The organism is Alistipes megaguti (assembly GCF_944320325.1).
GTDB lineage: Bacteria > Bacteroidota > Bacteroidia > Bacteroidales > Rikenellaceae > Alistipes > Alistipes megaguti.
In genome coordinates this window covers 1-23,861 of record NZ_CALUHA010000039.1, presented here as the reverse complement: position 1 = coordinate 23,861, position 23,861 = coordinate 1, and the positions used below count along the sequence as shown (strand labels likewise).

Annotated in this window: 16 protein-coding genes and 2 tRNA genes; 9 read left to right on the top strand and 9 right to left on the bottom strand. The window is 62.2% G+C overall.

Annotated features, from left to right (window positions below; all coding sequences use genetic code 11):
• Positions 1 to 46: 46 nt before the first annotated feature.
• A complete protein-coding gene (locus tag PUQ42_RS09285; RefSeq protein WP_273373162.1) occupies positions 47 to 625 on the top strand; it encodes an adenylate kinase in 579 nt (192 codons plus the stop codon).
• A gap of 217 nt (positions 626 to 842) precedes the next feature.
• On the opposite strand, the gene rpsT is transcribed toward PUQ42_RS09285, so the two are convergent.
• The 5 genes from rpsT to PUQ42_RS09260 all read right to left on the bottom strand — a co-directional run bounded on the left by rpsT (position 843) and on the right by PUQ42_RS09260 (position 4,481).
• Positions 843 to 1,094 carry a 30S ribosomal protein S20 gene (gene rpsT / locus PUQ42_RS09280; RefSeq protein WP_087311373.1) on the bottom strand — a complete coding sequence of 84 codons (252 nt, stop codon included), beginning with the start codon at positions 1,092 to 1,094 and terminating at the stop codon, positions 843 to 845.
• A 196-nt stretch (positions 1,095 to 1,290) separates the two neighbouring features.
• A tRNA-Glu gene (locus tag PUQ42_RS09275) sits at positions 1,291 to 1,365 on the bottom strand.
• A 205-nt stretch (positions 1,366 to 1,570) separates the two neighbouring features.
• Positions 1,571 to 2,329 (bottom strand): ABC transporter ATP-binding protein, encoded by a 759-nt coding sequence (locus tag PUQ42_RS09270; protein ID WP_273373160.1) that lies wholly within the window; start codon positions 2,327 to 2,329, stop codon positions 1,571 to 1,573.
• Positions 2,330 to 2,333: 4 nt separating this feature from the next.
• Positions 2,334 to 3,335, bottom strand: coding sequence for a FecCD family ABC transporter permease (locus tag PUQ42_RS09265; protein ID WP_273373159.1), 1,002 nt, complete (start codon positions 3,333 to 3,335; stop codon positions 2,334 to 2,336).
• Positions 3,336 to 3,341: 6 nt separating this feature from the next.
• Positions 3,342 to 4,481 (bottom strand): ABC transporter substrate-binding protein, encoded by a 1,140-nt coding sequence (locus PUQ42_RS09260; protein WP_273373157.1) that lies wholly within the window; start codon positions 4,479 to 4,481, stop codon positions 3,342 to 3,344.
• A 107-nt stretch (positions 4,482 to 4,588) separates the two neighbouring features.
• On the opposite strand from PUQ42_RS09260, the gene PUQ42_RS09255 reads away from it, so the two are divergent.
• Positions 4,589 to 4,663 (top strand) — tRNA-Pro (locus PUQ42_RS09255).
• A gap of 215 nt (positions 4,664 to 4,878) precedes the next feature.
• Positions 4,879 to 5,262 (top strand): A1S_2505 family phage non-structural protein, encoded by a 384-nt coding sequence (locus tag PUQ42_RS09250; RefSeq protein ID WP_273373156.1) that lies wholly within the window; start codon positions 4,879 to 4,881, stop codon positions 5,260 to 5,262.
• A gap of 244 nt (positions 5,263 to 5,506) precedes the next feature.
• On the opposite strand, the gene PUQ42_RS09245 is transcribed toward PUQ42_RS09250, so the two are convergent.
• Both PUQ42_RS09245 and nadB read right to left on the bottom strand, forming a co-directional pair.
• The gene (locus PUQ42_RS09245) at positions 5,507 to 7,090 is read right to left on the bottom strand and encodes a peptide chain release factor 3 (RefSeq protein WP_273373154.1); all 1,584 of its coding nucleotides are present in this window, start codon (positions 7,088 to 7,090) and stop codon (positions 5,507 to 5,509) included.
• A 3-nt stretch (positions 7,091 to 7,093) separates the two neighbouring features.
• The gene (nadB, locus tag PUQ42_RS09240; protein WP_273373152.1) at positions 7,094 to 8,650 is read right to left on the bottom strand and encodes an L-aspartate oxidase; all 1,557 of its coding nucleotides are present in this window, start codon (positions 8,648 to 8,650) and stop codon (positions 7,094 to 7,096) included.
• A gap of 68 nt (positions 8,651 to 8,718) precedes the next feature.
• Here nadB and PUQ42_RS09235 point away from each other — a divergent pair, with 68 nt between their 5' ends.
• The gene (locus PUQ42_RS09235; RefSeq protein ID WP_273373150.1) at positions 8,719 to 9,927 is read left to right on the top strand and encodes an S-adenosylmethionine:tRNA ribosyltransferase-isomerase; all 1,209 of its coding nucleotides are present in this window, start codon (positions 8,719 to 8,721) and stop codon (positions 9,925 to 9,927) included.
• A gap of 135 nt (positions 9,928 to 10,062) precedes the next feature.
• Here PUQ42_RS09235 and PUQ42_RS09230 read toward each other — a convergent pair whose 3' ends face one another.
• Positions 10,063 to 10,689, bottom strand: coding sequence for a porin family protein (locus PUQ42_RS09230; RefSeq protein ID WP_273373148.1), 627 nt, complete (start codon positions 10,687 to 10,689; stop codon positions 10,063 to 10,065).
• Between the two features lie 345 nt (positions 10,690 to 11,034).
• Between PUQ42_RS09230 and eno the strand changes: the two genes are divergently transcribed.
• Positions 11,035 to 12,321 carry a phosphopyruvate hydratase gene (eno, locus tag PUQ42_RS09225; protein ID WP_122119777.1) on the top strand — a complete coding sequence of 429 codons (1,287 nt, stop codon included), beginning with the start codon at positions 11,035 to 11,037 and terminating at the stop codon, positions 12,319 to 12,321.
• 344 nt (positions 12,322 to 12,665) lie between these two features.
• Positions 12,666 to 15,212, top strand: a complete 2,547-nt coding sequence (locus tag PUQ42_RS09220; RefSeq protein WP_273373146.1) for a beta-glucosidase — start codon at positions 12,666 to 12,668, stop codon at positions 15,210 to 15,212.
• A 223-nt stretch (positions 15,213 to 15,435) separates the two neighbouring features.
• Here PUQ42_RS09220 and PUQ42_RS09215 read toward each other — a convergent pair whose 3' ends face one another.
• A complete protein-coding gene (locus PUQ42_RS09215) occupies positions 15,436 to 19,371 on the bottom strand; it encodes a hybrid sensor histidine kinase/response regulator (RefSeq protein WP_273373144.1) in 3,936 nt (1,311 codons plus the stop codon).
• 171 nt (positions 19,372 to 19,542) lie between these two features.
• Here PUQ42_RS09215 and PUQ42_RS09210 point away from each other — a divergent pair, with 171 nt between their 5' ends.
• The 3 genes from PUQ42_RS09210 to PUQ42_RS09200 form a co-directional block, all read left to right on the top strand.
• The gene (locus tag PUQ42_RS09210; RefSeq protein ID WP_273373142.1) at positions 19,543 to 21,123 is read left to right on the top strand and encodes a DUF4832 domain-containing protein; all 1,581 of its coding nucleotides are present in this window, start codon (positions 19,543 to 19,545) and stop codon (positions 21,121 to 21,123) included.
• Between the two features lie 49 nt (positions 21,124 to 21,172).
• Positions 21,173 to 22,702: a DUF4832 domain-containing protein gene (locus PUQ42_RS09205; RefSeq protein ID WP_273373140.1), complete on the top strand. Its 1,530-nt coding sequence runs from the start codon at positions 21,173 to 21,175 to the stop codon at positions 22,700 to 22,702.
• Positions 22,703 to 22,770: 68 nt separating this feature from the next.
• Positions 22,771 to 23,861 (top strand): SusC/RagA family TonB-linked outer membrane protein (locus PUQ42_RS09200; protein ID WP_273373139.1); only part of this gene is annotated, 1,091 nt, incomplete at its 3' end.

Here is a 23,861-nt window from a genome sequence, read left to right as displayed (position 1 = left end):
AAATAACGTATTTTTGTCCGGTTTAAATCCTAAAAACGGGTTAGTTATGATCAATATCGTCTTATTCGGTGCACCGGGTTGCGGCAAGGGAACCCAGGCGCAGCGTCTGAAAGAACACTACGGAATCGACCATGTTTCGACCGGCGAGGTGATCCGCGACGAGATCCGCCGCGGTACGGAACTCGGCCGCAGCATGGAGTCTTACATCAAGGAGGGCAAACTGGCTCCCGATTCGATCGTCATCGGCATGATCGCCAACTACGTGGCCGATCACCTCGATGCCAAAGGCTGCATCTTCGACGGTTTCCCCCGTACGACGGTTCAGGCCGAGGAGTTTGACAAGATTCTTGCCAAGCACGGTCTGAAGGTTGACATCATGGTCGACATCCACGTTCCGGAGGAGGAGCTGGTACACCGCCTGCTGCTGCGCGGCAAGGATTCGGAACGTGCCGACGATGCCTCGGAGGAGGTGATCCGCGAGCGTCTGGCCGTTTACCACAAGCAGACGGCCGTCGTGGCCGACTACTATGCCGCTCAGGGCAAGTATGCTTCGGTCAACGGCGTCGGAACGATGGAGGAGGTCTTCGACCGGATTGCCACCGTGATTGACGGTCTCGAGAAATAGGGCTCCGCAATTCGGAGTCTGCCGCTGCCGGTTCGCCCGTTCGGGCGGACCGGTTTTTTGTGGGTGCTGCAAAATCGAATTGCCCCATCCTTTCGCTCGATATTCCGGCGGGTGTAAGGTTGCCCCGGGCATTCCCTTCCGGTTGGAAGGGGGGGGCGGCCGGAAATGACAAGGCCCGGACTTTGAGGTCCGGGCCTTGCAGATGGTTGCTCAAGAATTAGAGGGCGTTCACGTGGAGCTGAATGGCGCTCTTGAGGTTTGCAGCCTTGTTCTTGTGCATGATGTTGTGCTTGGCCAGCTTGTCGAGCATTGCCGTTACCTTGGGCAGCAGAGCCTCGGCAGCGCTCTTCTCGGTCGTGGCGCGCAAGGCCTTCACGGCGTTACGCGTCGTCTTGTGATAGAGCCGGTTATGAGCACGCTTCGTCAGCGTCTGACGAATGCGTTTTTTCGATGACTTATGGTTTGCCATAATCCGTTGTTTTTATTTTTTTACTTTTTCAGTTTCTGCACTCGAACGGCCGTGGCCGCTTTCGGATAGACCCCGAAGGTCCGCTCCTTGTTGGATTGTCACCCGTCAAGGCTGTCGGAAAGTTGCGAAATTGCGGGGTGTGCCTTTTTTTTTTTCCCCCCCCCTCTCGGATCTCGCGGCCTCTCTTTCGGCCCCTTGGTAGCCCATAGCAGAATCGAACTGCTCTTTCAAGAATGAAAATCTTGCGTCCTAACCGATAGACGAATGGGCCTCTACCACTATCGCGCTGCCCGTAATGGGGCGCTTTAGCGGTGCAAAGGTAAACAAAAAAGTTTCTTGTACAAAAAAAGTGGTGAAAAAATTGAATTTTTATTGAGAATGCCTTGGTGAGAGATACGGCAACGACCCCTCGCGTCCCTTTGTCCGGGGCCATCGGGCGGCCGTTCAGGCGTTTTTCGTTTCCCGGGATTTGCCGCTCAACGCAGCCGGACGCTGCGCGTTGCGGGGTCGAATTGCGCGCTGCGCCCCGAGAAGAGCCGTTCGAGGTAGCCGCTCGAGACCATCTCGTCGGCCGGCAGCAGGTGCAGCTGCGGCGTGTCGATCAGCGCCACGGCGTCGCACAGCGAGAGGGCGATGTCCAGATCGTGCGTCGAGAAGAGAACGCATTTGCGCTCGTCGCGGGACAGACGCCGCAGCAGCGTGGCCAGTTCGTAGCGGTTCGGCAGGTCGAGGAAGGCCGTCGGTTCGTCGAGCAGGATGATCGGCGTATCCTGGGCCAGCGCCCGGGCAATCATCACCCGCTGGCACTCGCCGTCCGACATGCGGTCCATTGTCTTGCGGGCGAATGCCGACATGCCGACCAGTTGGAGCGAACGTTCGACCACGGCGCGGTCCTCTTCCTGCATGCGTCCGATCCAGTTGGTGTAGGGGGCGCGGCCCAGCGCGACGACATCCTCACACGCAAGGTTGGCAATGCGCACCTTGTCCGTGGTGACGAACGAGACGGTCTCGGCCCGCTGGCGGGGCGTCATCCCGGCGAGCGTATGCCCGCAGAGTTCGATCCGTCCCGCCGTGACGGGGCCCAGTCCGGCGACGGCCCGCAGCAGGGTGCTCTTGCCCGTTCCGTTGCGGCCGATGAGGGCCGTCAGCGATCCCGGAGCGATCTCGGCGCAGGTGTCGGCGAGCAGCGTGCGGCTGCCGTAGGCGAGGGTGATATGGTCGAGTCGGATGCTCATGGCGTCAGAAGAGGTTGCGGTTTCGGATGACGACGAAGATGACGACCGGAATGCCCATCAGGGCCGTGATGGTGTTGATGGGCAGGGTCAGCGTCTTGGCCAGCAGGTCGCAGATCAGCAGCAGGGCGGCCCCCGAGAGCATCGAGGCGGGCATCAGCACGCGGTGGTCGGCCGACGAGAAGATCATGCGGGCCAGGTGCGGCACGGCCAGTCCGATGAAGCCCACCGGGCCGCAGAAGGCGGTGACCGTGCCGGCCAGCAGCACCGTCGAGAGGAAGATCAGCGAGCGGGTGCGCTGGATGTTGAGCCCCATCGTGCGGGCGTAGTTCTCGCCCAGCAGGAGCAGGTTCAGCGGCTTGATGACGGCCACGGCCAGCAGGAGCCCCGCCGCGACGGCCGGAAGCATCAGCGCCAGACGGCTGCCCGTCACGTCGCCCAGCGATCCCATGGTCCAGATGACGAACGATTTGAGGGCCGATTCGTTCGAGAGGTATTGCAGGATCTCGACCACGGAGCTCACGCCCGAACTGAACATCATGCCGAGGATGAGGATGACCATGATGTCCTTGATGCGGCGGCTGACGGCCATGACGATGGCCAGCACGAGGGCCGAACCGATCCAGGCGGCCCCGGCGATGCCGAGCGACTGGACGAACGAGTGGCCGGCGACGCCCAGCAGCGGGGCTCCGAGCAGGAACATGGCCACGCCGAGCGAGGCTCCCGAACTGATGCCCAGGACGTAGGGGCCGGCCAGGGGGTTGCGGAACAGCGTCTGCATCTGGAGTCCGCTGGCGGCCAGCGCGCTGCCGGCCAGCAGGGCCGTGAGGGCCTTCAGCAGCCGGATCTTCTGGATGATGGTGGCGTAGGTCGGGTCACAGTTGCCGCCCGTGAGCGCGGCCCAGACCTCGCGGAGCGGGATATCGACCGATCCGACGGCCAGATCGCCGATGAAAAGTGCGGCGGTGAGCAGCGTGAGCAGCGTGAAGAGCAGGGCGGTACGCGACATCGGCGGTTATTCGAGGCGTTTATAATAATAGGTCGAATCGCTGCCGCCGGCCAGGATGGTCTTCAGGTCGCGCAGTACGACGTCGGGCCGTACGACGCCCGATTCCCAGAAGTCGCTGCCTCCGGAGGGGGTCTGACGGCGGTTGTTGTTCCAGACGCAGCGGTCGACGACGGCCGGCACCTCGGCGAATTTCGGATTCTGTGCCGTGAGCTCTTCGATCGAGTTGCAGGCCCCGACGTTGATCCAGAAGTCGGCGCTGTTGGCCAGCAGGTAGGCCTCCTCGAGGTCGACGGCTACCGAGGCGTTCGTGTGGTTTTTCGTGTAGATGTAGCTTCCGCCGGCATCCTCGATCAGCCGCACCATGTAACTTTGCGTCGAGGGCATGAACCAGGTGTCGCGGTAGGGTGTGTTGAGCATCACCTTCGGGCGGGCGTCGGCCGGGTCGAGCCGTGCCCGGAGGTCGTTGTAGCGCGCGGCGATGCGGCGCAGCGTGTCGGCTCCGGCCGCCCGCAGGTCGCACATTTCCGCTGCAGCGACGAGCCATTCGGCCTTGCCCAGGGGCGACTTCTCGACGTAATCGCCCACGTAGAGGTAGGGAATTCCCAGTTCGCGGAGTTTGTCGGTGATGGTGGTGTTTTCGCCCGAGATGCCGTAGAGCAGGATCACGTCGGGATGCAGGGCGGTGAGCAGTTCGAAGTTGAGATTCGTGTCGTAGCCCACGTCGCAGAGCTCTCCGCTGCGGCTGCGCTGCTGGATCCGGGGGTTGGAGATGTAGTCGAGGCCGGAGACCCCGACGATGCGGTCGGCGAGCCCCAGGGCGTCGAACAGCGCCACGTGGCTCGACGACATGCAGACCACGCGTTGTACGGGGGCCCGGACGGCCTGAACGGATCCGTCGGCGGGGACTTTGGCCTTGCCGCGCAGCAGGATGAGGTGTTGTTCGGAGCGGGCGTCTCCCTGCCAGGGGTTGTGGACCGAGATGAGGGTCGAGGCATCACGTTCGGTGCCGCGGATGTCGAATCCGGAGGCATAGGTCGGGGCGTAAACCGTTGAGGTGAAGTCGCTCAGGTGGCGTTCAGCGGATCCCGAGCAGCCCGTCATGAGGGCGGCTGCGAGGGACAGGATAAGAAGGGCGAAAGATTTCATTTCTGCAAAAGTAGGAAAAAATATTGCAGAAAAGTGTTGTTTTATCAAAAAAGTGCGTATATTTGCAGTCCCAAAGCGAAGGGTTTTGGACTTCGCGAGGGCGGAATCGGGGCGTAGCTCAGTCCGGTTAGAGTACACGTCTGGGGGGCGTGTGGTCGCTGGTTCGAATCCAGTCACCCCGACTGAAGAAAAGGCTTGACAATCTGACGGTTGTCGAGCCTTTTTCGTTTTTGCAGGCTGTTCGGGTAGGGGCTTCAGATCCCGTTTCTGCGGCATTCTGCGCGGGGCGTGTAAACCGTGGTGTAAACCGGATACAGGTGGACCACTCCGCAATCGGTGCCCCTATGGGGGTGGAAGTAGTTGCTTTTTTTGTATCTTTGGAAAAATGGATCCTCACATGCGAATTACCCCTGATTTCATCACATCGCTTCGCCCCGACGAGATCTTCGTCTTCGGAAGCAACCTTGCCGGGATGCACGCCGGTGGCGCCGCCCGGTTGGCCCTCCAGTGGTTCGGAGCCGTTTGGGGGCAAGGTGTCGGCCTGCAGGGGCAGAGTTATGCCATCCCGACCATGCAGGGCGGCGTGGAGACCATTCGCCCCTATGTTGACGAATTCATTGCCTTCGCCCGGCAACATCCGCAGCTGAAGTTTCTCGTCACCGAGATCGGTTGCGGCATCGCGGGTTTTTCGCCGGAAGAGATAGCGCCTCTTTTTGCCGCGGCCCGCGATGTGGAGAATATTTCGCTGCCCCGTCGCTTCTGGATGCTGCTCGGCTGTTGAACATGCGGACGCGAAAAGGGCGGAACGACTGATGTCGCTCCGCCCTTCTGTTTATGTGTACCTTTGCCGGTCGGGTTTTTCGGGTTGCTCCAGGTCCTTCCTGCGGCCGGTTGGGTTTCACGGCTTGCACCGGGCTCTCTTTGTGGTCGGTCGGGATCACAACCAGCGCCGGTCCTTTCACGCTCGCCGGTTCTTTCCTGCTCGCCGGTTCTTCACGCTTGCCCCCCCCCTGCTGGGTCACTCGTTAAAACTCCGAGGTAAAGTGGAAGCGGATATCCTTGAAGTTCTCCTGGGCCAGCGCCAGCGCATAACTCGTGTCGGCCAGGAAGACGTCGCGGCCGTGTTTGTCGACGGCCATGTTGGTGTGTTTGCGGCGTTTGAAGTCGGCCAGCTGGGCGGCGTTGTCGCTCTCGATCCAGCAGGCCTTGTAGATCGAGATCGGCTCCCAGCGGCACGAGGCGTTGTACTCGTGCTCCAGACGGTACTGGATCACCTCGAACTGCAGCGCTCCGACCGTACCGATGATCTTGCGGCCGTTGAGCGACGACGTAAAGAGCTGCGCCACGCCTTCGTCCATCAGCTGGTCGATACCCTTGGCCAGCTGCTTGAATTTCATCGGGTCGGCGTTCTCGATGTAGCGGAACTGCTCCGGGGCGAACGACGGAATGCCCGTGAACTTGAGCTTCTCGCCCTCGGTGAACGTATCGCCGATCTTGAAGTTGCCCGTATCGTGCAGACCCACGATGTCGCCCGGATAGGCCGTGTCGATGACCGATTTCTTTTCGGCCATGAAGGCTGTCGGCGAGGAGAATTTCATCTGCTTGCCGCTGCGCACGTGGAGGTAGTTCTTGTTGCGCTCGAAGATGCCCGAGCAGATCTTCAGGAAGGCGATGCGGTCGCGGTGGTTGGGATCCATGTTGGCGTGGATCTTGAAGACGAAGCCCGTCATCCTGGGCTCTGCAGGTTCCACCGTGCGGGTTTCGGTCTGCGAGGGGCGCGGCGACGGGGCGATGCGGATGAAGCACTCGAGCAGCTCCCTCACGCCGAAGTTGTTCACCGCCGATCCGAAGAAGACCGGGGCCAGTTCGCCGCGCAGGTAGGCTTCGCGGTCGAATTCGTCGTAAACGCCCTCGACCAGTTCGACATCCTGGCGCAGCTGGTCGGCGTATTTCGTTCCGATGTGGTCGTCGAGCACCGCCGACGAGAGGTTCGAGATCTCGACCGTCGAGGCGTCGGCCGTGAACTTCTCGTCCGAGGTGAAGAGCGAGAGGTGGCGCTCATAGAGGTTGTAGACCCCCTTGAACGTGGGGCCGTTCGAGATCGGGAAGGTCAGCGGTCGCACGCGGATGTGCAGCTCCTTCTCCACCTCGTCCAGCAGGTCGAAGGGCTCCTTCGAGGGGCGGTCCAGCTTGTTGATGAAGACCATCACGGGCGTCTGCCGCATGCGGCACACCTCCATCAGTTTGCGGGTCTGGGACTCGACGCCCTTGGCGCCGTCGATGACGATGATCACCGAATCGACGGCCGTCAGCGTGCGGTAGGTATCCTCGGCGAAGTCTTCGTGGCCCGGCGTATCGAGGATGTTGATCTTGCGGCCCTCATACTCGAAACCCATCACCGACGTGGCCACCGAGATGCCGCGCTGGCGCTCGATCTCCATGAAGTCGGAGGTGGCTCCCTTCTTGATTTTGTTGCTTTTGACGGCTCCCGCCACGTGGATGGCGCCGCCGAAGAGGAGCAGTTTTTCGGTAAGTGTGGTTTTTCCCGCATCGGGGTGGGCGATGACGGCAAAGGTCCGCCGTCGGGTGATCTCTTCCTGTAGGGTCATGTATCAGGCTTTCGGGTAATCCATATTGTAGTGACATCCCACCGACTCCTTGATCTCGCGCCCCTGCTTGATGATCAGGTAGGCCACGGCGATCATGTTGCGCAGTTCGCACAGTTCGCGGTTGGGTTTGGTTTTGCTGTAGAGCTCCTCGGTCTCCTCGAAGAGGATCGACAGACGGCGCATGGCGCGTTTGAGCGAGAGGTTCGAGCGCACGATGCCCACGTAATTGGTCATGATCTGCTGCACCTCGCGTTTCGACTGGATCAGCATCAGCATCTCCTCGGTGTGCTGCGTTCCCTCGAAGTCCCAGTCGGGGATCCCCTCCTGGAAATCGACCTTGTCGACCAGCGAGGCCGTATGGCGGGCGGCCTGGTCGGCGTAGACCACCGCCTCGATGAGCGAATTGGAGGCCAGCCGGTTGGCGCCGTGCAGCCCCGTACAGGAGGTTTCGCCCAGGGCGTAGAGGTTGCGGATCGAGGTCTCACCGTTGGTGTCGACCTTCACGCCGCCGCAGCAGTAGTGGGCCGCCGGCGTGATGGGGATCCAGTCCTTGGTGATGTCGATGCCGATCGAGAGACACTTCTCGTAGATGTTGGGGAAGTGGCTGCGCACCGAGTCGGGATCCTTGTGCGTGACGTCGAGGTAGACGTAGTCCATGCCCAGACGGGTCATTTCGCGGTAGATGGCCCGGGCCGTCACGTCGCGCGGTGCGAGCGACTTCATCGGGTGGTACTTGTCCATGAACTCCGTGCCGTCGGGCAGGCGCAGGATGGCGCCGAAGCCGCGCATAGCCTCGGTGATCAGGAAGTTGGGCTTTTCGCCCGGGTTGTAGAGCGTCGTGGGATGGAACTGGATGAACTCCATGTTCTCGGTGATGGCCTTGGCGCGGTGGCACATGGCGATGCCGTCACCCGTGGCGACAATCGGGTTCGAGGTCGACGAGTAGACGTTGCCGCAGCCGCCCGTGGCGACGATCGTGAACTTCGAGAGGATGGTTTCGATCTCGTTCGTGTCGATGTTGAGGACGTAGGCCCCGAAGCAGGCCAGCCCGCGCGTGTGGCGCGTGACGAATTCGCCCAGATGGTGCTGCGTGAGCAGGTCGATGGCGAAGTGGTGCTCGAGGACCGTGATGTCGGGGTGCTTGCGGACCGACTCCACGAGGGCGCGTTCGATCTCGGCGCCCGTGAGGTCTTCGTGGTGGAGGATCCGGTGTTCGGAGTGGCCGCCTTCGCGGTTGAGTTCAAAACGTCCGTCGGGGGTCTTGTCGAAGCGCGTCCCCCAGGCGATCAGATCGGCGATCAGCTCCGGAGCGCGGCGTACGACCAGCTCGACGGCCTTGGGGTCGCACTTGCCCGCGCCGCAGACCATCGTGTCGTGGATGTGTTTCTCGAAGGTGTCGGGGGCGTAGGTGACTGAACAGATACCGCCTTGTGCGTAGTTGGTGTTGCACTCATTCATTTCGCCCTTGGTCACAATCGTAACGTGTCCGTGGGCAGCGGCTTTCAGCGCGAAGGAGAGACCCGCGGCGCCGGAACCGATAACCAGGAAGTCGGTTTTCATCGTTTTTGAACATTAAGCGTCGCAAAGTTACAAAAAATCGTAACTTTGCCGCAAAATTACGGGCAAAAATGGAAAGACACATCGACATAAACCGTTTTGATTACGACCTTCCGGACGAGCGGATTGCCAAATTCCCGCTGGCCGAACGCAGTGCCTCGAAGCTGCTCGTTTATCGTGGCGGCGAGATCTCCGAGCGTCATTTTGCCGACATCGGCGAGGTGCTGCCCGCCGGCGAACTGCTGGTCTTCAACAACACGAAGGTGATCCGTGCGCGGATCATCATGCACAAGCCTTCGGGCGCGCGCATCGAGGTCTTCTGCCTCGAACCGCACCGCCCGGCCGACTACGAGCGGGCCTTTGCCGTCGTGGGCCGCTGCGAGTGGTCGTGCATCGTGGGCAACCGCAAGAAGTGGAAGGAGGGCTACGTGGAGATCAACTTCGAACACGAGGGCCGGGCCGAATATCTCCGGGCGTGGCTTACGGAGGACCGCGGCCGCGAGTGCACGGTGCGCTTCGAGTGGACGGCGCCGATGACCTTCGGCCAGCTGCTGGAGCATCTGGGGCGCATCCCGATCCCGCCCTACCTGAACCGTGAGAGTGAGGAGATCGACAATACGCGTTACCAGACCGTCTATTCGAAGTTCGAGGGGTCGGTGGCAGCTCCCACGGCCGGACTGCACTTTACGCCCGAACTGATCGACGCGATGAAGGAGCGCGGCTTCGAGTTCGAGGAGGTGACGCTGCACGTCGGGGCGGGGACGTTCCTGCCCGTGAAGGACGAGGATGCCGCCCGCCATCCGATGCACACCGAACACTTCGAGGTGCGCCGCGCAACGGTGGCCCGGCTACTCGAACGCTGGGGCCACATCACGGCCGTCGGCACTACCTCGGTGCGGACGCTGGAGTCGCTCACGGCGCTTGGCTGGCGCATCCGCACTGCGGGGACGCCCGATGCCGACCGCGTGATCGGCCAGTGGGAACTCTACGACATCCCGTCGGACTATACGGGCCGTGAGGCGCTCGGCGACCTGCTGGCCTGGATGGATCGTGAGAGGACTGACCGGCTGAAGGCCGCCACGCAGATCATGATTACGCCGCTGGGCTACGAATTCCGCATCGTGCACAACATCGTCACGAACTTTCACCAGCCCAAATCGACGCTGCTGCTGTTGGTTTCGGCCTTCGTGGGCGACGATTGGCGGCGCATTTACGACTATGCCCTTTCGCACGGCTTCCGTTTCCTGAGCTACGGCGATTCGTCGGTGCTCATGCGGTAGGGACTGACGACGGGGCCGGATAGTGATCGGACGGGCCTCTCCTGACGGGAGTGCCCGTCCGCTATTGTAGGACGGATCGTTCGGTGGAGGGGTGTGCGAACGGCCCTTCGGAGCCGGGCATGTCGTCCGCCCGGGTCAGAAGTCGTACCCGATGCCGACCGAGACGCTGCGGCTTCGCAAATCCGAGATCCCGGCGGGCAGTAGCGGAGTCTGGGTGCCGTCTCCGGCAAGGAGGTTGCACAACCCGGCGTCGAATCCGGCCTGGATGCAGATCCGGCGGATCGAGACCTCGACACCGAGCCGGATGCCCAGATCGCTGCGGCGGAGGAATCCCGCCGCTCCGAACAGATCGCTCCAGGCGTCCGCCGTGCGGGCCTTGCCGCCGATCCCCACGCCGTAGCAAAGGCCCCCAAAGGGGCGGACGCAACTCTGTTTGCCGATCCCGAAGCGCCAGGTGAGCAGCAGCGGGACCTGCAGGTACATCGGCCGGAACGAACAGCCCTCATAACGCCCTCCGCGACTGGAAAAGTCGACGCCGCTCTCTATATAAAGAGGTAGGCCGCGCCACAGCAGCACCTGGTCCGATACGGCGAAACGAAATCCGAGGCGCGGATCGGTCGTTCCGCGGACATATTCGCCCCGGGCCCGGATGTAGGCCACTTCGAGGCCCGTCCGGACGCCCAGCAGATTCTTTTCGAAGCCTTGTGCCCACACGCACGGGCCCGTCAACAGCAGACAGAGAAGCGGAATCAGTCGTTTCATGAATGGGTAACTCTTGCCGGATTGTCCGCCCGGCGCAACTCCCGGCGGGGCGACGCCCGATGCGGACGAATTCCGAAGTCCAAAGATACGTTTTTTTCGGAAATCTCCGAGCCGCCGATCTGCCGCGGCGGCATTTTTGCACGTTACGGTGCGGGTTTTGCCTCCCTGTGGCGGCTTGGGAGAGACCTTTGCACGTTGTGCTTCCGGGACGGCTGCCCCCTTGCGGTGTCGGCGCCGTGAAAAAAATAACAATATTGAAACCGTTATTCGCGATTATTTTGTACCTTTGCGGTGCCATTGAAAGGAAAGTATTTTCAAGTACATAACATTCAAACTATTACAACTATGCAGATTGTAGAGATTCATGCAAGAGAGATCCTCGACTCGCGAGGCAATCCGACCGTTGAGGTCGAAGTTCGCACCGTATCCGGTGCTTTCGGTCGTGCTGCCGTTCCGAGCGGCGCTTCGACGGGCGAGAATGAGGCCCTGGAGCTCCGCGACGGCGACAAGAACCGTTACCTGGGCAAGGGCGTTCTCAACGCTGTGAAGAATGTCAACGAGGTGATCGCTCCGGCCATCATCGGCATGAACGTCTCCGATCAGGTCGGCATCGACAAGGCCATGATCGCTCTGGACGGTACGCCGACCAAGTCGAAGCTCGGCGCCAACGCCATCCTCGGCGTATCGCTGGCCGTAGCCCGCGCCGCTGCCGACTACTTCGGAATGCCCCTCTACCGCTATATCGGTGGTGCCAACGCCAAGACGCTGCCCGTTCCGATGATGAACATCATCAACGGCGGTTCGCACTCCGACGCCCCGATCGCTTTCCAGGAGTTCATGATCCGTCCCGTAGGCGCTCCCTCGCTCAAGGAGGGTGTCCGCATGGGTGCCGAGGTCTTCCACAACCTCAAGAAGGTGCTCCACGAGCGCGGACTCTCGACGGCCGTAGGTGACGAGGGCGGCTTCGCTCCCGCACTCAACGGTACGGAGGACGCTCTGGAGTCGATCATCAAGGCCATCGAGAAGGCCGGCTACGTTCCCGGAAAGGACGTCATGATCGGTATGGACTGCGCTTCGTCGGAGTTCTACAAGGACGGCGTTTACGACTATACGGTATTCGAAGGCGAGAAGGGTGCAAAGCGTACCTCGAAGGAGCAGGTCGAGTACCTGAAGGGTCTGGTTGCCAAGTACCCCATCGACTCGATCGAGGACGGTATGTCGGAGAACGACTGGGAAGGCTGGCAGCTGCTGACCGCCGAACTGGGCGGCAAGTGCCAGCTTGTCGGTGACGACCTCTTCGTAACGAACGTCAACTTCCTGAAGAAGGGTATCGAGATGGGCTGCGCCAACTCGATCCTGATCAAGGTTAACCAGATCGGTACGCTGACCGAGACGCTCGATGCCATCGAGATGGCTCACCGCGCCGGCTACACGACGGTAACGTCGCACCGTTCGGGCGAAACCGAGGATTCGACGATCGCCGACATCGCCGTGGCTACGAACTCGGGCCAGATCAAGACCGGTTCGATGTCGCGTTCGGACCGTATGGCCAAGTACAACCAGCTGCTCCGTATCGAGGAGGAGCTCGGCGACGTGGCTATCTACGGCTACAAGAAGGTTTACCGCAAGTAATCCGTTCGGGAGGGTGCGGCTGAGGGGGCGATTCGAAGGAATCGGAAACCCTGCTGCGCAACTCCCGGCCCGATACAGGGAAAAGAGGGAAGGACCAGACTCCTTCCCTCTTTCTTTTTGTCAGCCCGGGAAGCCCACACCGGAGAATATCCCGCACTCCGAATTTCAGACGCCGTTGCCGGCCGGCGAGGAGCGCTTCGAGGCCTTTCAGCTGCGTGGAAACGCCTCCGAAGGGACTTTGCGGCGGAATCGAGATAACGATTGTCCGATTCATGGCAGACGGAGGCGGCCCGATTGACTACCTTTGTTCCCGTCAAACTGGAAACCTGTTACTGCTTTTACGTATGAAGAACCTCTCTTTGCTTCTTTCGATTCCGATGCTGCTTCTCTCGCTCTCGGCCGCCCGGGGACAATCCGCCGCGGTGAAGGGCTATACGGCGGAGAATTCGCCCCGGAAGGTGGAGATCCGTGAGTCGGACCGGCAGCGAGCCGCCGATCTGACGGCCCGGATGACCCTCTCCGAAAAGATTGCCTATATCGCCGGACTGCGCTCCTTCTATATCCGGGGGATCGAGCGTCTGGGGATCCCCGAGATCCGTCTGGCCGACGGTCCGCAGGGGGTGCGCAACAACACCCGCAGCACGCTCTATCCGTGCGGGATGATGACCGCCGCGACGTGGAACCGCGACCTGGCCCTTGAACTGGGGGCCTCGCTGGCCCGCGACTGCCGGGCCCGCGGTGTGGAGATCCTGCTCGGCCCCGGCGTCAATATCTGCCGCAGTCCGCTCTGCGGCCGTAATTTCGAATATTTCGGCGAGGATCCCTATCTGACCTCGGAGACGGCCGTGGGGTATATCCTCGGCCTGCAGAACGAGGGCGTCATGGCGACGATCAAGCACTTCGCGCTCAACAACCAGGAGTGGAGCCGCCACCATGTCAGCTCCGATGCCGACGTGCGGACGATGCAGGAGATCTACTTCCCGGCCTTCCGCAAGGCCGTACAGCAGGCCGGTGTCGGCGCCGTCATGGACAGCTACAACCTCATCTGGGGCGTGCACGCCTCGGAGAACCGCTGGCTCAATGTCGATGTGCTGCGCCGCGACTGGGGCTTCCGGGGGCTGGTGATGTCGGACTGGACGTCGACCTACTCGGCGGCGGGAATCGCCCGCGGAGGACTCGATCTGGAGATGCCCAAGGGGTGGTACTTCAACGAGGAGGAGCTGCTGCCGCTGCTGGAGAGCGGTGTGATCCGCGAAAGCGACCTCGATGAGAAGGTGTGCCACATCCTGCAGACGCTTTCGGCCTTCGGGTTCCTCGACCGGCCGTACGACACGAACCGCGTGACGGAGGATGATCCCGCCTCGGTGCAGACGGCGCTCGACATCGCCCGGGAGGGTATCGTCCTGCTGAAGAACGACGGCGATCTGCTGCCGCTGGGGCGCGGCGGAAAGAGCGCTTCGCGTCGGGGAGGGATTCTGGTGCTCGGACCCAATGCCGAGACGGTGCCCCATGGCGGCGGCAGTGGTTCGGTGACGCCGTTCCACACGGTGTCGGTCTACGAGGGGATGACGGAGGTGGCCGGCCGCGAGCGGGTCGAACTCCTCTCCGAGGATCGGCTCTATGTCTCGATCGACGCGGCGGTCCGTCCCGATTCGGCGGCGGCCTGCACGGGAAGCGGCGAGGCCGGCTATCGGGCCGACTACTTCCTGGGGCTGAAGCCCGAAGGACAACCGCTGCACAGCCGGATCGAACCGGCTATCGAGGGGAGCTGGGGCTACAAGGCCCCCTTCGAGGATATGCCCGACGACGGTTATGCCGTAGCCTGGGAGGGATGCTACAAGGCCCCGGCGACGGGTGTGTTGCGGGCCGTCATGTCGGGCGACGACGGTTACCGGCTCTTTGTGAACGGTCGTCAGGTCGGAGGCGACTGGGGACGTCACGGTCTCTCGTCGCGGACGGTCTTCCTCGATGTGGTGAAGGATTCGCTCTATCGGTTCCGTTTCGAGTTCTTCGAGGCGGCCGGTGAGGCCCGTGCCCGGCTCCAACTGGGGCTGCGCGACGATGCGATTCTGCGCGAGAGCGTCGAACGGGCATCGGCCGTGGTCTACTGCGGTGGCTTCAACTCCGATCTCGAGGGCGAAGGTTTCGACCGCCCCTTCGAGCTGCCCGGATCGCAGCGGGCCGATCTGGAGCTGATCACCGGACTGAATCCCCGGACCGTCATGGTGCTGCATGCCGGCGGAGCGGTCGACTTCAACGGCTGGGGCGACCGCGTGGCCGCCATCCTCATGGCCTGGTATCCGGGCCAGGAGGGCGGACGGGCCGTTGCCGAGGTGCTGACGGGCCGGGTCTGCCCGAGCGGACACCTTCCCGTCTCGATGGAGCAGCGCTGGGAGGAGAATCCGGTCTACAACTCCTACTACGACCGCAGCAAGCACCCGCACAAACGCGTCACCTATGCGGAGGGGGTCTTTGTCGGATACCGCGGATACGATCGCAACGGGGTGGTGCCCCGCTATCCGTTCGGCTACGGATTGAGCTACACGACCTTTGCCTACTCCGGCCTGACGGTCGAGCGGATCGGGAAGAATCGGGTGCGCGTCGGTTTCGACGTCGCCAATACGGGCCGCATGGAGGGCCAGGCCGTTGCCCAGGTCTATGTCTCGGATCCCGAGGCCTCGGTGCCGCGTCCCGAGAAGGAGCTCAAACACTATGCGAAGGTGTCGATCCCGAAGGGCGGCCGGGTCCATGTCGAACTCGAGCTCGACGAGGAGGCCTTCGGCTATTATGACGAGACGGCGGGCCGGTTCGTGGTCGAATCGGGCACCTTCGAGATCAGCGTGGGCGGAAGCTCCGCCGACCGGCCGCTCCGGGCGACGGTGACGCTTTGAGGCCCGTCTCTCCCGCCGTTCCGAAAGCAGCGCAGACGCAACTCTGTGGAACGGGGGCGCCTCCGTTCCTTCCCGTTTGCCTTTATGTACGATCCCGACAGCGACATGCTGCCGGGATCGTCCGTTCTGGGGCCCGGGTGTGGCCCGGGTATGGTCCGGGTGTGACCGGATCGGTTCGGGTCGAGTTGCCCGGGGACCGTTTGGGTCGGGCCGGGCGGCGGAATCAACGCTTCTCGGAGGCGGCATACTCCGAGGGGGTGACCCCGAAGCGGGCCTTGAAGCACTTGCTGAAATAGGAGGGGGTGGTGAATCCGACCATGTACATCACCTCGGTGACGGTCAGCTTGTTCTGCCGGAGGTAGAGCGCCGCCTTGCGCAGGCGCACCTCGCGGATGAACTCCACGACGCCCATGTTGTTGAGCTGCTTGATCTTGCGGTAGATCTGCTTCGACGAGTAGTGGCTCAGTTCGAAGAGCCGCGAGGCGGAGAAGTCCGGATCGTCGATGTGGGCGTTGATCAGGTCGGTGATCTCCTGCAGGAACACCTCGTCGGGATTGCGGACCTCCTCGACCTCGGAGGTCATCATCTGCTCGCGGCGGATCTTTTCGAGATACTGTTCGTGCTTGATGAGCAGCAGGATGATCCGGCTGTTCAGATACTTGAGGCTGAAGGGCTTGCGGACGAACGCATCGGCGAATTCGTAGGACTCGAGCTCGACGCCTTCGCCCTCCTTGCCCGAGAGGACGATGATCGGCAGGAAGGCCGTGGCCATCGAACGGCGGATCTTGCGACTCATCTGCACCCCGTCCATGACGGGCATCACGATGTCGGTGATGACCAGGTCGATCTTGTTTCCGGCCAGGAGTTCGAGCCCCTGCTTGCCGTTCTCGGCGCAGACGAACGTATAGTCGTCGCCGAGCGATGCGGTGATGAAGTCGCGGATATCCTGGTTGTCCTCGACCAGCAGAAGGATGGGCTTGCGTTCGTGGTTCCACACCTTCGAGAGGCTGTAGAGCGATGTCTCCTCGTTCTGGGCGCTGTCCTGCATGATGAAGGAGTCGGCCTTCAGCGTCGAGAGACGGATGGTGAAGCGGCTCCCCTTGCCGGGCGAGGACTCGACGCTGACCGTCCCCTTGTGCATCTCGACGATCTGCTTCACCAGATAGAGCCCGATCCCCGATCCGTGGCTGTTGAGCTCCTGGTTCGAGGCGGCGCGGTAGTACTGGTTGAAGATGTGGGGCAGCTCCTCGGGGAGGATTCCGACCCCCGAGTCCTCGACCGAGATGTCCGCGTAGATCACCTCGCCGGTCTCCCGGCCGACGGTGACGCTGACCAGAATGCTCCCGCCCGCCGGGGTGAATTTCATGGCATTGGAGAGCAGATTGCTCAACGCCGATTCGATCTTCACGCGGTCGAGCATGAAGATGTAGCGGATGTCGTCGCTGTAGAAGCGTGTATGGATCCCCTTTTCGGCCAGCGCCGGGGCAAATTCGTCGTAGACCTGCCGGACCAGCTCCACGAGCGAGGTGGCCGAGGGGATGAACAGCGCGCCGTTGTCGGTCTCGTTCTCGGTCACCATCTTGTCGATCAGCAGGTGCATCTTCTCGGCGTTGCGCTGCATGGAGACCAGCTCCTGGCAGTAGAGGCTGTTGGCCTCGACCGTGATGAGTTTGCCGACGTGGCCCAGAATGATGCTGAGCGGGGTCTTGAACTCGTGGGCGAGGTTGGTCAGGAAGTCCGATTTCATCTTGACCATCTTCAGCGCCTTGTCCCGTTCGGCGTGTTCGAGGGCCAGCTGGCGGCGGGTGCGTACGGTGATGACGACGGCCACGAGCAGCGAGATGACGATCAGCGCATAGATCACCCACGCGATGGGGCTGGCGTACCATTGCGGACGTATCTCGATCTGCAGCCGGGCCGGGTCGCTCTGGATCTGGCCGTCGGAGAGGATCGACCCCACCTCGAAGAGGTAGGAGCCCGTCGGCAGGTTGATGAACGTGGCGTGGTTGCTTCCGTCCTCGGTGATCTGCCAGTTGTCGTTCAGCCCCTTGATGCGGTAGGCGTAGCGGTGGTCCGAGAGCGAGAAGTCGAAATCGGAGAACTCCAGCGTGAAGGAGTTGCGGTTGTGGGGGAGGATGAGCCGTCGGGTGACGTCGATGTTCCGGGTCAGCAGGATGTCGCGCCCGAAGCGTTCGCCGACGCCGATCCGGTGGTTGTTGATGGTCAGTCCGGTGATGCGGGTGCGGAGCGATTCGTCGTTGAGCGAGAAGTCGGCGCTCGAGATGGTGTAGTAACCGTCGGTGGTTCCGGCGTAGACCTTTTCGCCGTCGATCAGACAGCTCTGAAGCGGGTTGTTTCCGATCCGGTGGTGGCCGACGGCCCGTCCCGAGCGGATGTCGTAGGCCGAAAGGATGGCGTCGCTGACCGTCCAGACGCGCTCCCGGTCGGCCGCCACGACCCATACGGGGAGCCGCGGTCCGGGAATTTCGCGGATCGAATCCTCGTGCCAGATGTAGAGTCCCGTATTGGTCCCGATGAAGACCCGGTCACCCTGGCTGTCGAGCGCCTGGGCGCGGACGCCGGCGGGCAGTTCGACCGGCCGGATCTCGTGGGTTTCGGTGTGGATCGTGACCGAGCCTTCGTCGGTGGTGACGAAGCACAGGTCGCCGTTTACGGCGATCTTCGAGGTGATGTTGCTCGGAAAACCGCGGTCGGCGGTGCAGAAGTGCAGATCGGCGCAGTAGTTGGGCGTCGGACTCTTCAGCAGCCGCTGCTTGTCGACGACGAAGACACCCCCTTCGTAGGTGCTGATCCAGAGCCGGCCGCGATTGTCCTCGCAGATGCCGTACATCCACGAGGAGTTGTAGTGCCCGGTGGACTCCGTGACGGTGAAGCGGCGGAAACGGTGACGCGCGTATTCATAGAGGTCCAGTCCGCCGTCCGAGGCGATCCAGACGCCGATCTCGTCGGCATACAGACAGCGGATCTTGTTGTGGGAGATGCGTTGTTCGATGCTGCCGTCGTCGGCCTTGAACCAGGTGGCGTGCTGGGCGTCGACGCGGATCAGCCCGTTCTTGCCGCCCAGCCAGAGCGCCCCTTCCCGATCCTTGCAGAGGGCCCGGATGGCCAGACCCTCGTTGCTGCGGGTGATCGATCTCAGCGGGACGAAGGTGTAGAAGCCGCTTCGGGTGGTCATGCAGATGCCGTGGTCGGTGGCGATCCAGATGTTGCCGCGGTCGTCTTCGTGGATGCGCGAGACGACGTTGTCGGGAATCGACGTGGCGTTGCCCGATTCGTGGACGAAGTGCTGCCGCCGGCCTTCGGGGCCGAAGACGAAGATTCCCTTGTCGGTGCCGATCCAGAGGCTCCCGTCGCTGCAGCGGCGGAAGCAGCGTACGGGGATGTCTTCGAGCAGCATCGCGGATTGGCGGGTGGCGGGGTTGAAGCGGACCAGTCCGTATTCGGTCCCGAGCAGCAGCGTCCCCGGAACCTCGAGCGAAGGGATGATGTCGCAGACCAGATTGCTGTACCAGCGGTCGAGCAGCGGAATGGCGATCTCCTGCACCTGGCCGGGGCCGTTCTGTGCATAAATGCGGTTGTAGGTTCCGAAGTAGGCCTTTCCGTCGACCTCGCGGCTGCAGGTGATGTGCGGTCCGTCGAGGACCTTCCGCGCACGGCAGGAGGCGAAATCCTTCCGGTAGCCGGTCAGGAGCATGAGCCCCGAGGAGGAGCCGACCCACAGCGAATCGTTGTGCTCGAGCAGCGTGCGGATGTGGAGCTCGGCGCAGGCCTTGACCTGTTCGAAGCGGTCGCTGACCGGATCGTAGAGCGACAGCCCCTGGTTGGTCCCGACCAGTATCCCCTTTCCGTCGCTCAGGCAGAGCAGGGCGTTGACCGTATTGTGGCACAGCGAGGCGGAGTCCTGCGGGTCGTGTACGTAGGCAACCGATCCGTGCGAGTCGTAGCGGATCAGACCGTGGGTCGTTCCGGCCCAGACGTATCCGTTGTGGTCGGAGACGACGGTGAAGACCGGGTCGAAGCCGTTCCCGAACCGTTGGAAGTCGGGGCTGACGGTCTGGGCCCGGACCTCTCCGGCCAGGCCGGCCAGAAGCAACCCGAGCAGGATGGTCAGGCGGAAGAAGATCGGTTTATGTGTCATGGAGCGCTCTGCTTGTACGATTTCATACAAATATAGAACAAATTTGCCACATTCCCGCAGGTTGTCTGAATCGGATTATAGGTTGTCCGATTCGTTCTAATGAGGAAAAAGTAAAAATGCAGATCTTTGTGATGCCAAAACCTGCGGACCTTCCGCCAACCTGAACCAAACATGAACTGGAACCACGCATCTTCCGGGCCCGCCGCCCTGCTGCATCGAACGACGCTGATCGCACTGCTCTTCTCGGGCGTCGCAGTCTCGGGCTGCTCGAAGAGCTCTTCGGCCGAGGATGACTCCCCGATCCCCGCCACCAATCAAACCGTCAAACTGATTCCCGACCGCACCTCGGTCATCCGCAATCCCCTGTCGGGATGGGTGATGTATCTGGGGCGCAGCTGGGACGAGAATTTCTGGACCTCGGAGGGCTACGATGCCATGCCGACCTCCGACGGATCGACCGTCCGCGTTTCGGACTACGCCACGACGGCCTACCTGCGCACGAGCTGGGCCTCGCTCGAACCCTCGGAGGGCGAGTATGTCTGGCGGGACGAGAATTCGCGTTACGCGCGCATGTTCAAGAGTTGTCTCGACCGCGGGCTGAAGCTGGCGCTGCGCATCGTCTTCGACGGCCGCGACCAGGGACAGAATACGCCGATGTATGTCGTCGAGGCCGGCGCCGAATGTTTCGAAGAGGGGGGCGTGAAGACTCCTTATATGGATGATCCCGTCTTCCAGGAGAAATATGCCGCCTTCATCGAGGCGCTCTCCGAGGATTTCAACGACCCGGCGCGTGTCGACTTCATCGATGCCTTCAGCCCCGGCAAGTGGGGCGAGGCCCATGCCGTACTCTACCGGGACAACGCCAACAAGGCTGCGGCCTTCGACTGGATGACCTCGCTCTATGCCCGCTGCTTCACCCGCGTGCCCATCGTGATCAACTACCACCGGCTGGTCGGCGACCCGAATCAGAACAGCTGGGTCGATGTCGTTCCGGACGATACCGAGCCGCTGCTCGAGAGTGCCATTGCCAAGGGCTACAGCCTGCGTCACGACGCCTTCGGCATGACCGGTTATTACAAGGAGTGGGAGAAGGGCTTCGCCGCCTCGTGGAATTTCAAGCGTCCGATCCTGATGGAGGGCGGCTGGATTACGGACGGCACCCACCGCTACTGGATCGATCCGTCGGGCGACTACCGCGAGGGGCATCCCGAGGATGTCCGCGAGGGGGAGTACCGGCTCAGCGCCGAGGCCCGCGTGAACATGATGGACCTGCGCGTCAACAACGAGGTGCGGGTCTGGTTCCAGAAGAGCTTCAGCCTCGTCAAGGATTTCATCAGCGAGGGGGGCTACCGCCTCTATCCCGATCAGGTGTCGGTGCCCTCCGAGGCGGCTGCCGGCAGTCGGGTGACGCTGACCCATCGCTGGGTGAATCTCGGCTGGGGCTATTGTCCGAACAACCTCCCGCAGTGGAACTACAAGTATCGGGTGGCCTTTGCCCTGCTCGACGAGGCCGATGAGGTGTGCGCCCTGTGCGTCGACGCGAACTCCGACCCCTCGCAGTGGATCAAGGGCCGGCCGACCTCCTACCGCTTCGAGACGACGCTGCCCGACCTGGCGCCCGGCGAATATACGTGGGCCATCGGTCTGGTCGATACCTCGGCCGGGAATGCCGTCGGGCTTCGCATGGCCGTTCAGCCCGAACGGCTGACGGCCGACGGTTGGGCCCGTCTGACATCGGTCCGCGTCCGTTGAGTTTGTCTGTGAATCAAGTTACGAATCAAAAAAATATGCGTTGCAAGCAATGAATGGGATGAAGATGTGTCAACGTGCGGCAGTTCTGTGCCTGCTGGCCGCGACGGTGGGTCTCCTGCCGTCGCAGGCCGCCCGCCGGCAGTGCTTCCGCTTCGAGGCCGACACGGTCCGCGTACTCCGCAATCCGCTCAACGGTTGGGTGATGTATCTGGGCCGTACGTGGGATGATGATTTCTGGGCCAGGGAGGGTTACGATGCGATGGAGACTTCGGACGGATGCGTCGTCCGGGTGTCGGACTACGCCTCGACGGCCTATCTGCGCACCAGTTGGGCTTCGCTCGAACCCGAAGAGGGCCACTACGCCTGGCGCGACCCCGGAACGCGGATCTGGCGGCTCTTCAAGACGCTGCGCGACCGCAACATGCGCATCGCCCTGCGGGTGGTGGTCGACGGCCGCGACCAGGGGCAGAACACCCCGCTCTACGTGATCGAGGCCGGTGCTGCCTGCTACACCTCGGAGAACGGACGCCACAAGTCGCCCTATCCCGACGATCCGGTCTTCCAGGCCAAGTACGCCAAGTTCATCCGCGCGCTGGCCGAGGACTTCAACGACCCGGACAAGATGGACTTCATCGACGCCTTCGGATTGGGCAAGTGGGGCGAGTCGCACGCCATGGTCTACCGCGATCCGGCCAACAAGATCCCCGTCTTCGAGTGGATCACGTCGCTCTATTCCGAGGCTTTTACCCGGGTTCCGCTGGTGATCCACTATCACCGCCTGCTGGCCGATCCGAACGGAACGAGCTGGGGTGAGGTCTCTCCCGAGACCGAGCAACTGCTCAACATCGCCATCCGCAAGGGCTACTGCCTGCGTCACGACGCCTTCGGCATGACCGACTATTACCAGGAGTGGGAGAAGGACTTCGCCCGCCGGTGGAACTTCCGCCTGCCGATCCTCATGGAGGGGGGCTGGATCACCGCCGCACACCACCGTTACTGGATCGATTCGAGCGGCAAATACCGCCAGGGACACTCCGAGGATGTGCGCCGCGGGGAGTTCGAGGCGTCGCGCGAGGCCCACGTCAACATGATGGATTTCCGGATCAACGACGAGGTGCGGTCGTGGTTTTCGAAGGCGTTCGATCTGGTGAAACGCTTCGTGGCCGAGGGGGGCTACCGCCTCTATCCGAGTGAGATCGAGACTCCGGGCCGGGCCCGCTGCAACGGCACGGTCCAGATCCGCAGCTGCTGGAACAACGTCGGCTGGGGCTATTGCCCGACCAACCTCCGGCAGTGGAACCAGTGCTACAAGGTGGCCTATGCGCTGCTGGACGCCGGGCAGAGGCCCGTGCGGGTCTTCACCGACCTGCAGACCGACCTCTCGACCTGGATCCAGGGTCACCCCGTCCGTTACGAGACGACGGTCGACCTGCACGGTGTCGATCGCGGAAGCTACACCTGGGCCGTTGCGCTGGTCGACACGCGCAAGGGGAATTGCGTGGGGCTGGAGATGGCCGTCGACGATGCGCTGCTGACTCCCGACGGGTGGCTGCGGCTCGGACGGGTCGACATCCGGTGATCCGATGAACGAATACAATTCATAACCAATCTTAATTCTCTAGTTAAATGACACAATTATTCTCAACAGTGCAATTGCGCAGATGGGCGCTTGTCCTTTGCGTATTGTGTGCCGTACCGGTCGTGGCATCGGCACAGGCCTTGCCCGTGTCGGGAGTGGTCAGCGATCAGAATGGAGCGCCGCTGCTCGGAGTCACCGTCTTTGAAAAGGGTGGCAACAACGGCACGGCCACCAATCAGGAGGGTCGTTACACGATCCGTGCGAAGAAGGGTTCGACGCTCGTCTTCTCCTACGTGGGATACGAGACGCACGAATGCCTCTTCAACGGCGAGACGACGCTGAACGTCATCCTCCGCGAGGATGCGAAACTCATGGACGAAGTGGTCGTCATCGGTTACGGTACGGTCAAGAAGAAGGACCTCACGGGTTCGGTGGCCGCCATCCAGGGCGACGAACTGGCCTCGCGCCAGACGACCACCCTCTCGACGGCGCTGCAGGGTTCGGTGTCGGGTCTGCTCGTCACGCGTGACGGCAGCGCCCCGGGATCGTCCGGAACGCTCAAGGTCCGCGGTATCACCACGATGGGTGACAACAACCCGCTGATCATCGTCGACGGCAGCCCCTGCGACGACATCGACTACGTCAATGCCAACGACGTGGAGAGCGTCTCGGTGCTGAAGGATGCCGCAGCCGCCTCGATCTACGGTTCGAAGGCCGCCGCCGGTGTCATCCTGATCACCACCAAGCGCGGTGCCAAGGAGCAGATCCACCTCTCCTACAACGGCGAGGTGGGCTGGGAGTTCCCGACCATGCAGCCCGAGATGGTGGGTATGACCCGTTACATGGAGATGTACAACGAGATGCTCTACAACGACAACCCGGCAGCCGGATTCTTCCAGCAGTTCTCGGCCGACCAGGTCAAGAACTGGCTCGAGTACAACCGCACGGATCCCAACCACTATCCCGTGACCGACTGGACGGGGCTGATCATGAAATCCTCGGCGTTGAAGCACAACCACAACATCTCGATCGGCGGCGGTTCGGAGCGGGTCCGCACGCAGGCCTCGCTCTCGTACGACGATGTGGAGGGACTCTACGGCAACCGCGAGTTCCAGCGCTTCATGTTCCGTGCGAACAACGACTTCACGATCGTTCAGGA

Excerpts from the sequence above, each read along its gene's own strand:
- PUQ42_RS09250 (WP_273373156.1), top strand. The coding sequence starts at position 4,879 with ATGCGAATTACCCCTGATTTCATCACATCGCTTCGCCCCGACGAGATC.
- PUQ42_RS09215 (WP_273373144.1), bottom strand. The coding sequence starts at position 19,371 with ATGACACATAAACCGATCTTCTTCCGCCTGACCATCCTGCTCGGGTTG.
- eno (WP_122119777.1), top strand. The coding sequence starts at position 11,035 with ATGCAGATTGTAGAGATTCATGCAAGAGAGATCCTCGACTCGCGAGGC.
- PUQ42_RS09265 (WP_273373159.1), bottom strand. The coding sequence starts at position 3,335 with ATGTCGCGTACCGCCCTGCTCTTCACGCTGCTCACGCTGCTCACCGCC.
- PUQ42_RS09230 (WP_273373148.1), bottom strand. The coding sequence starts at position 10,689 with ATGAAACGACTGATTCCGCTTCTCTGTCTGCTGTTGACGGGCCCGTGC.
- PUQ42_RS09235 (WP_273373150.1), top strand. The coding sequence starts at position 8,719 with ATGGAAAGACACATCGACATAAACCGTTTTGATTACGACCTTCCGGAC.
- PUQ42_RS09270 (WP_273373160.1), bottom strand. The coding sequence starts at position 2,329 with ATGAGCATCCGACTCGACCATATCACCCTCGCCTACGGCAGCCGCACG.
- PUQ42_RS09245 (WP_273373154.1), bottom strand. The coding sequence starts at position 7,090 with ATGACCCTACAGGAAGAGATCACCCGACGGCGGACCTTTGCCGTCATC.
- PUQ42_RS09285 (WP_273373162.1), top strand. The coding sequence starts at position 47 with ATGATCAATATCGTCTTATTCGGTGCACCGGGTTGCGGCAAGGGAACC.
- PUQ42_RS09210 (WP_273373142.1), top strand. The coding sequence starts at position 19,543 with ATGAACTGGAACCACGCATCTTCCGGGCCCGCCGCCCTGCTGCATCGA.
- PUQ42_RS09220 (WP_273373146.1), top strand. The coding sequence starts at position 12,666 with ATGAAGAACCTCTCTTTGCTTCTTTCGATTCCGATGCTGCTTCTCTCG.
- nadB (WP_273373152.1), bottom strand. The coding sequence starts at position 8,650 with ATGAAAACCGACTTCCTGGTTATCGGTTCCGGCGCCGCGGGTCTCTCC.
- PUQ42_RS09205 (WP_273373140.1), top strand. The coding sequence starts at position 21,173 with ATGAATGGGATGAAGATGTGTCAACGTGCGGCAGTTCTGTGCCTGCTG.
- PUQ42_RS09260 (WP_273373157.1), bottom strand. The coding sequence starts at position 4,481 with ATGAAATCTTTCGCCCTTCTTATCCTGTCCCTCGCAGCCGCCCTCATG.
- rpsT (WP_087311373.1), bottom strand. The coding sequence starts at position 1,094 with ATGGCAAACCATAAGTCATCGAAAAAACGCATTCGTCAGACGCTGACG.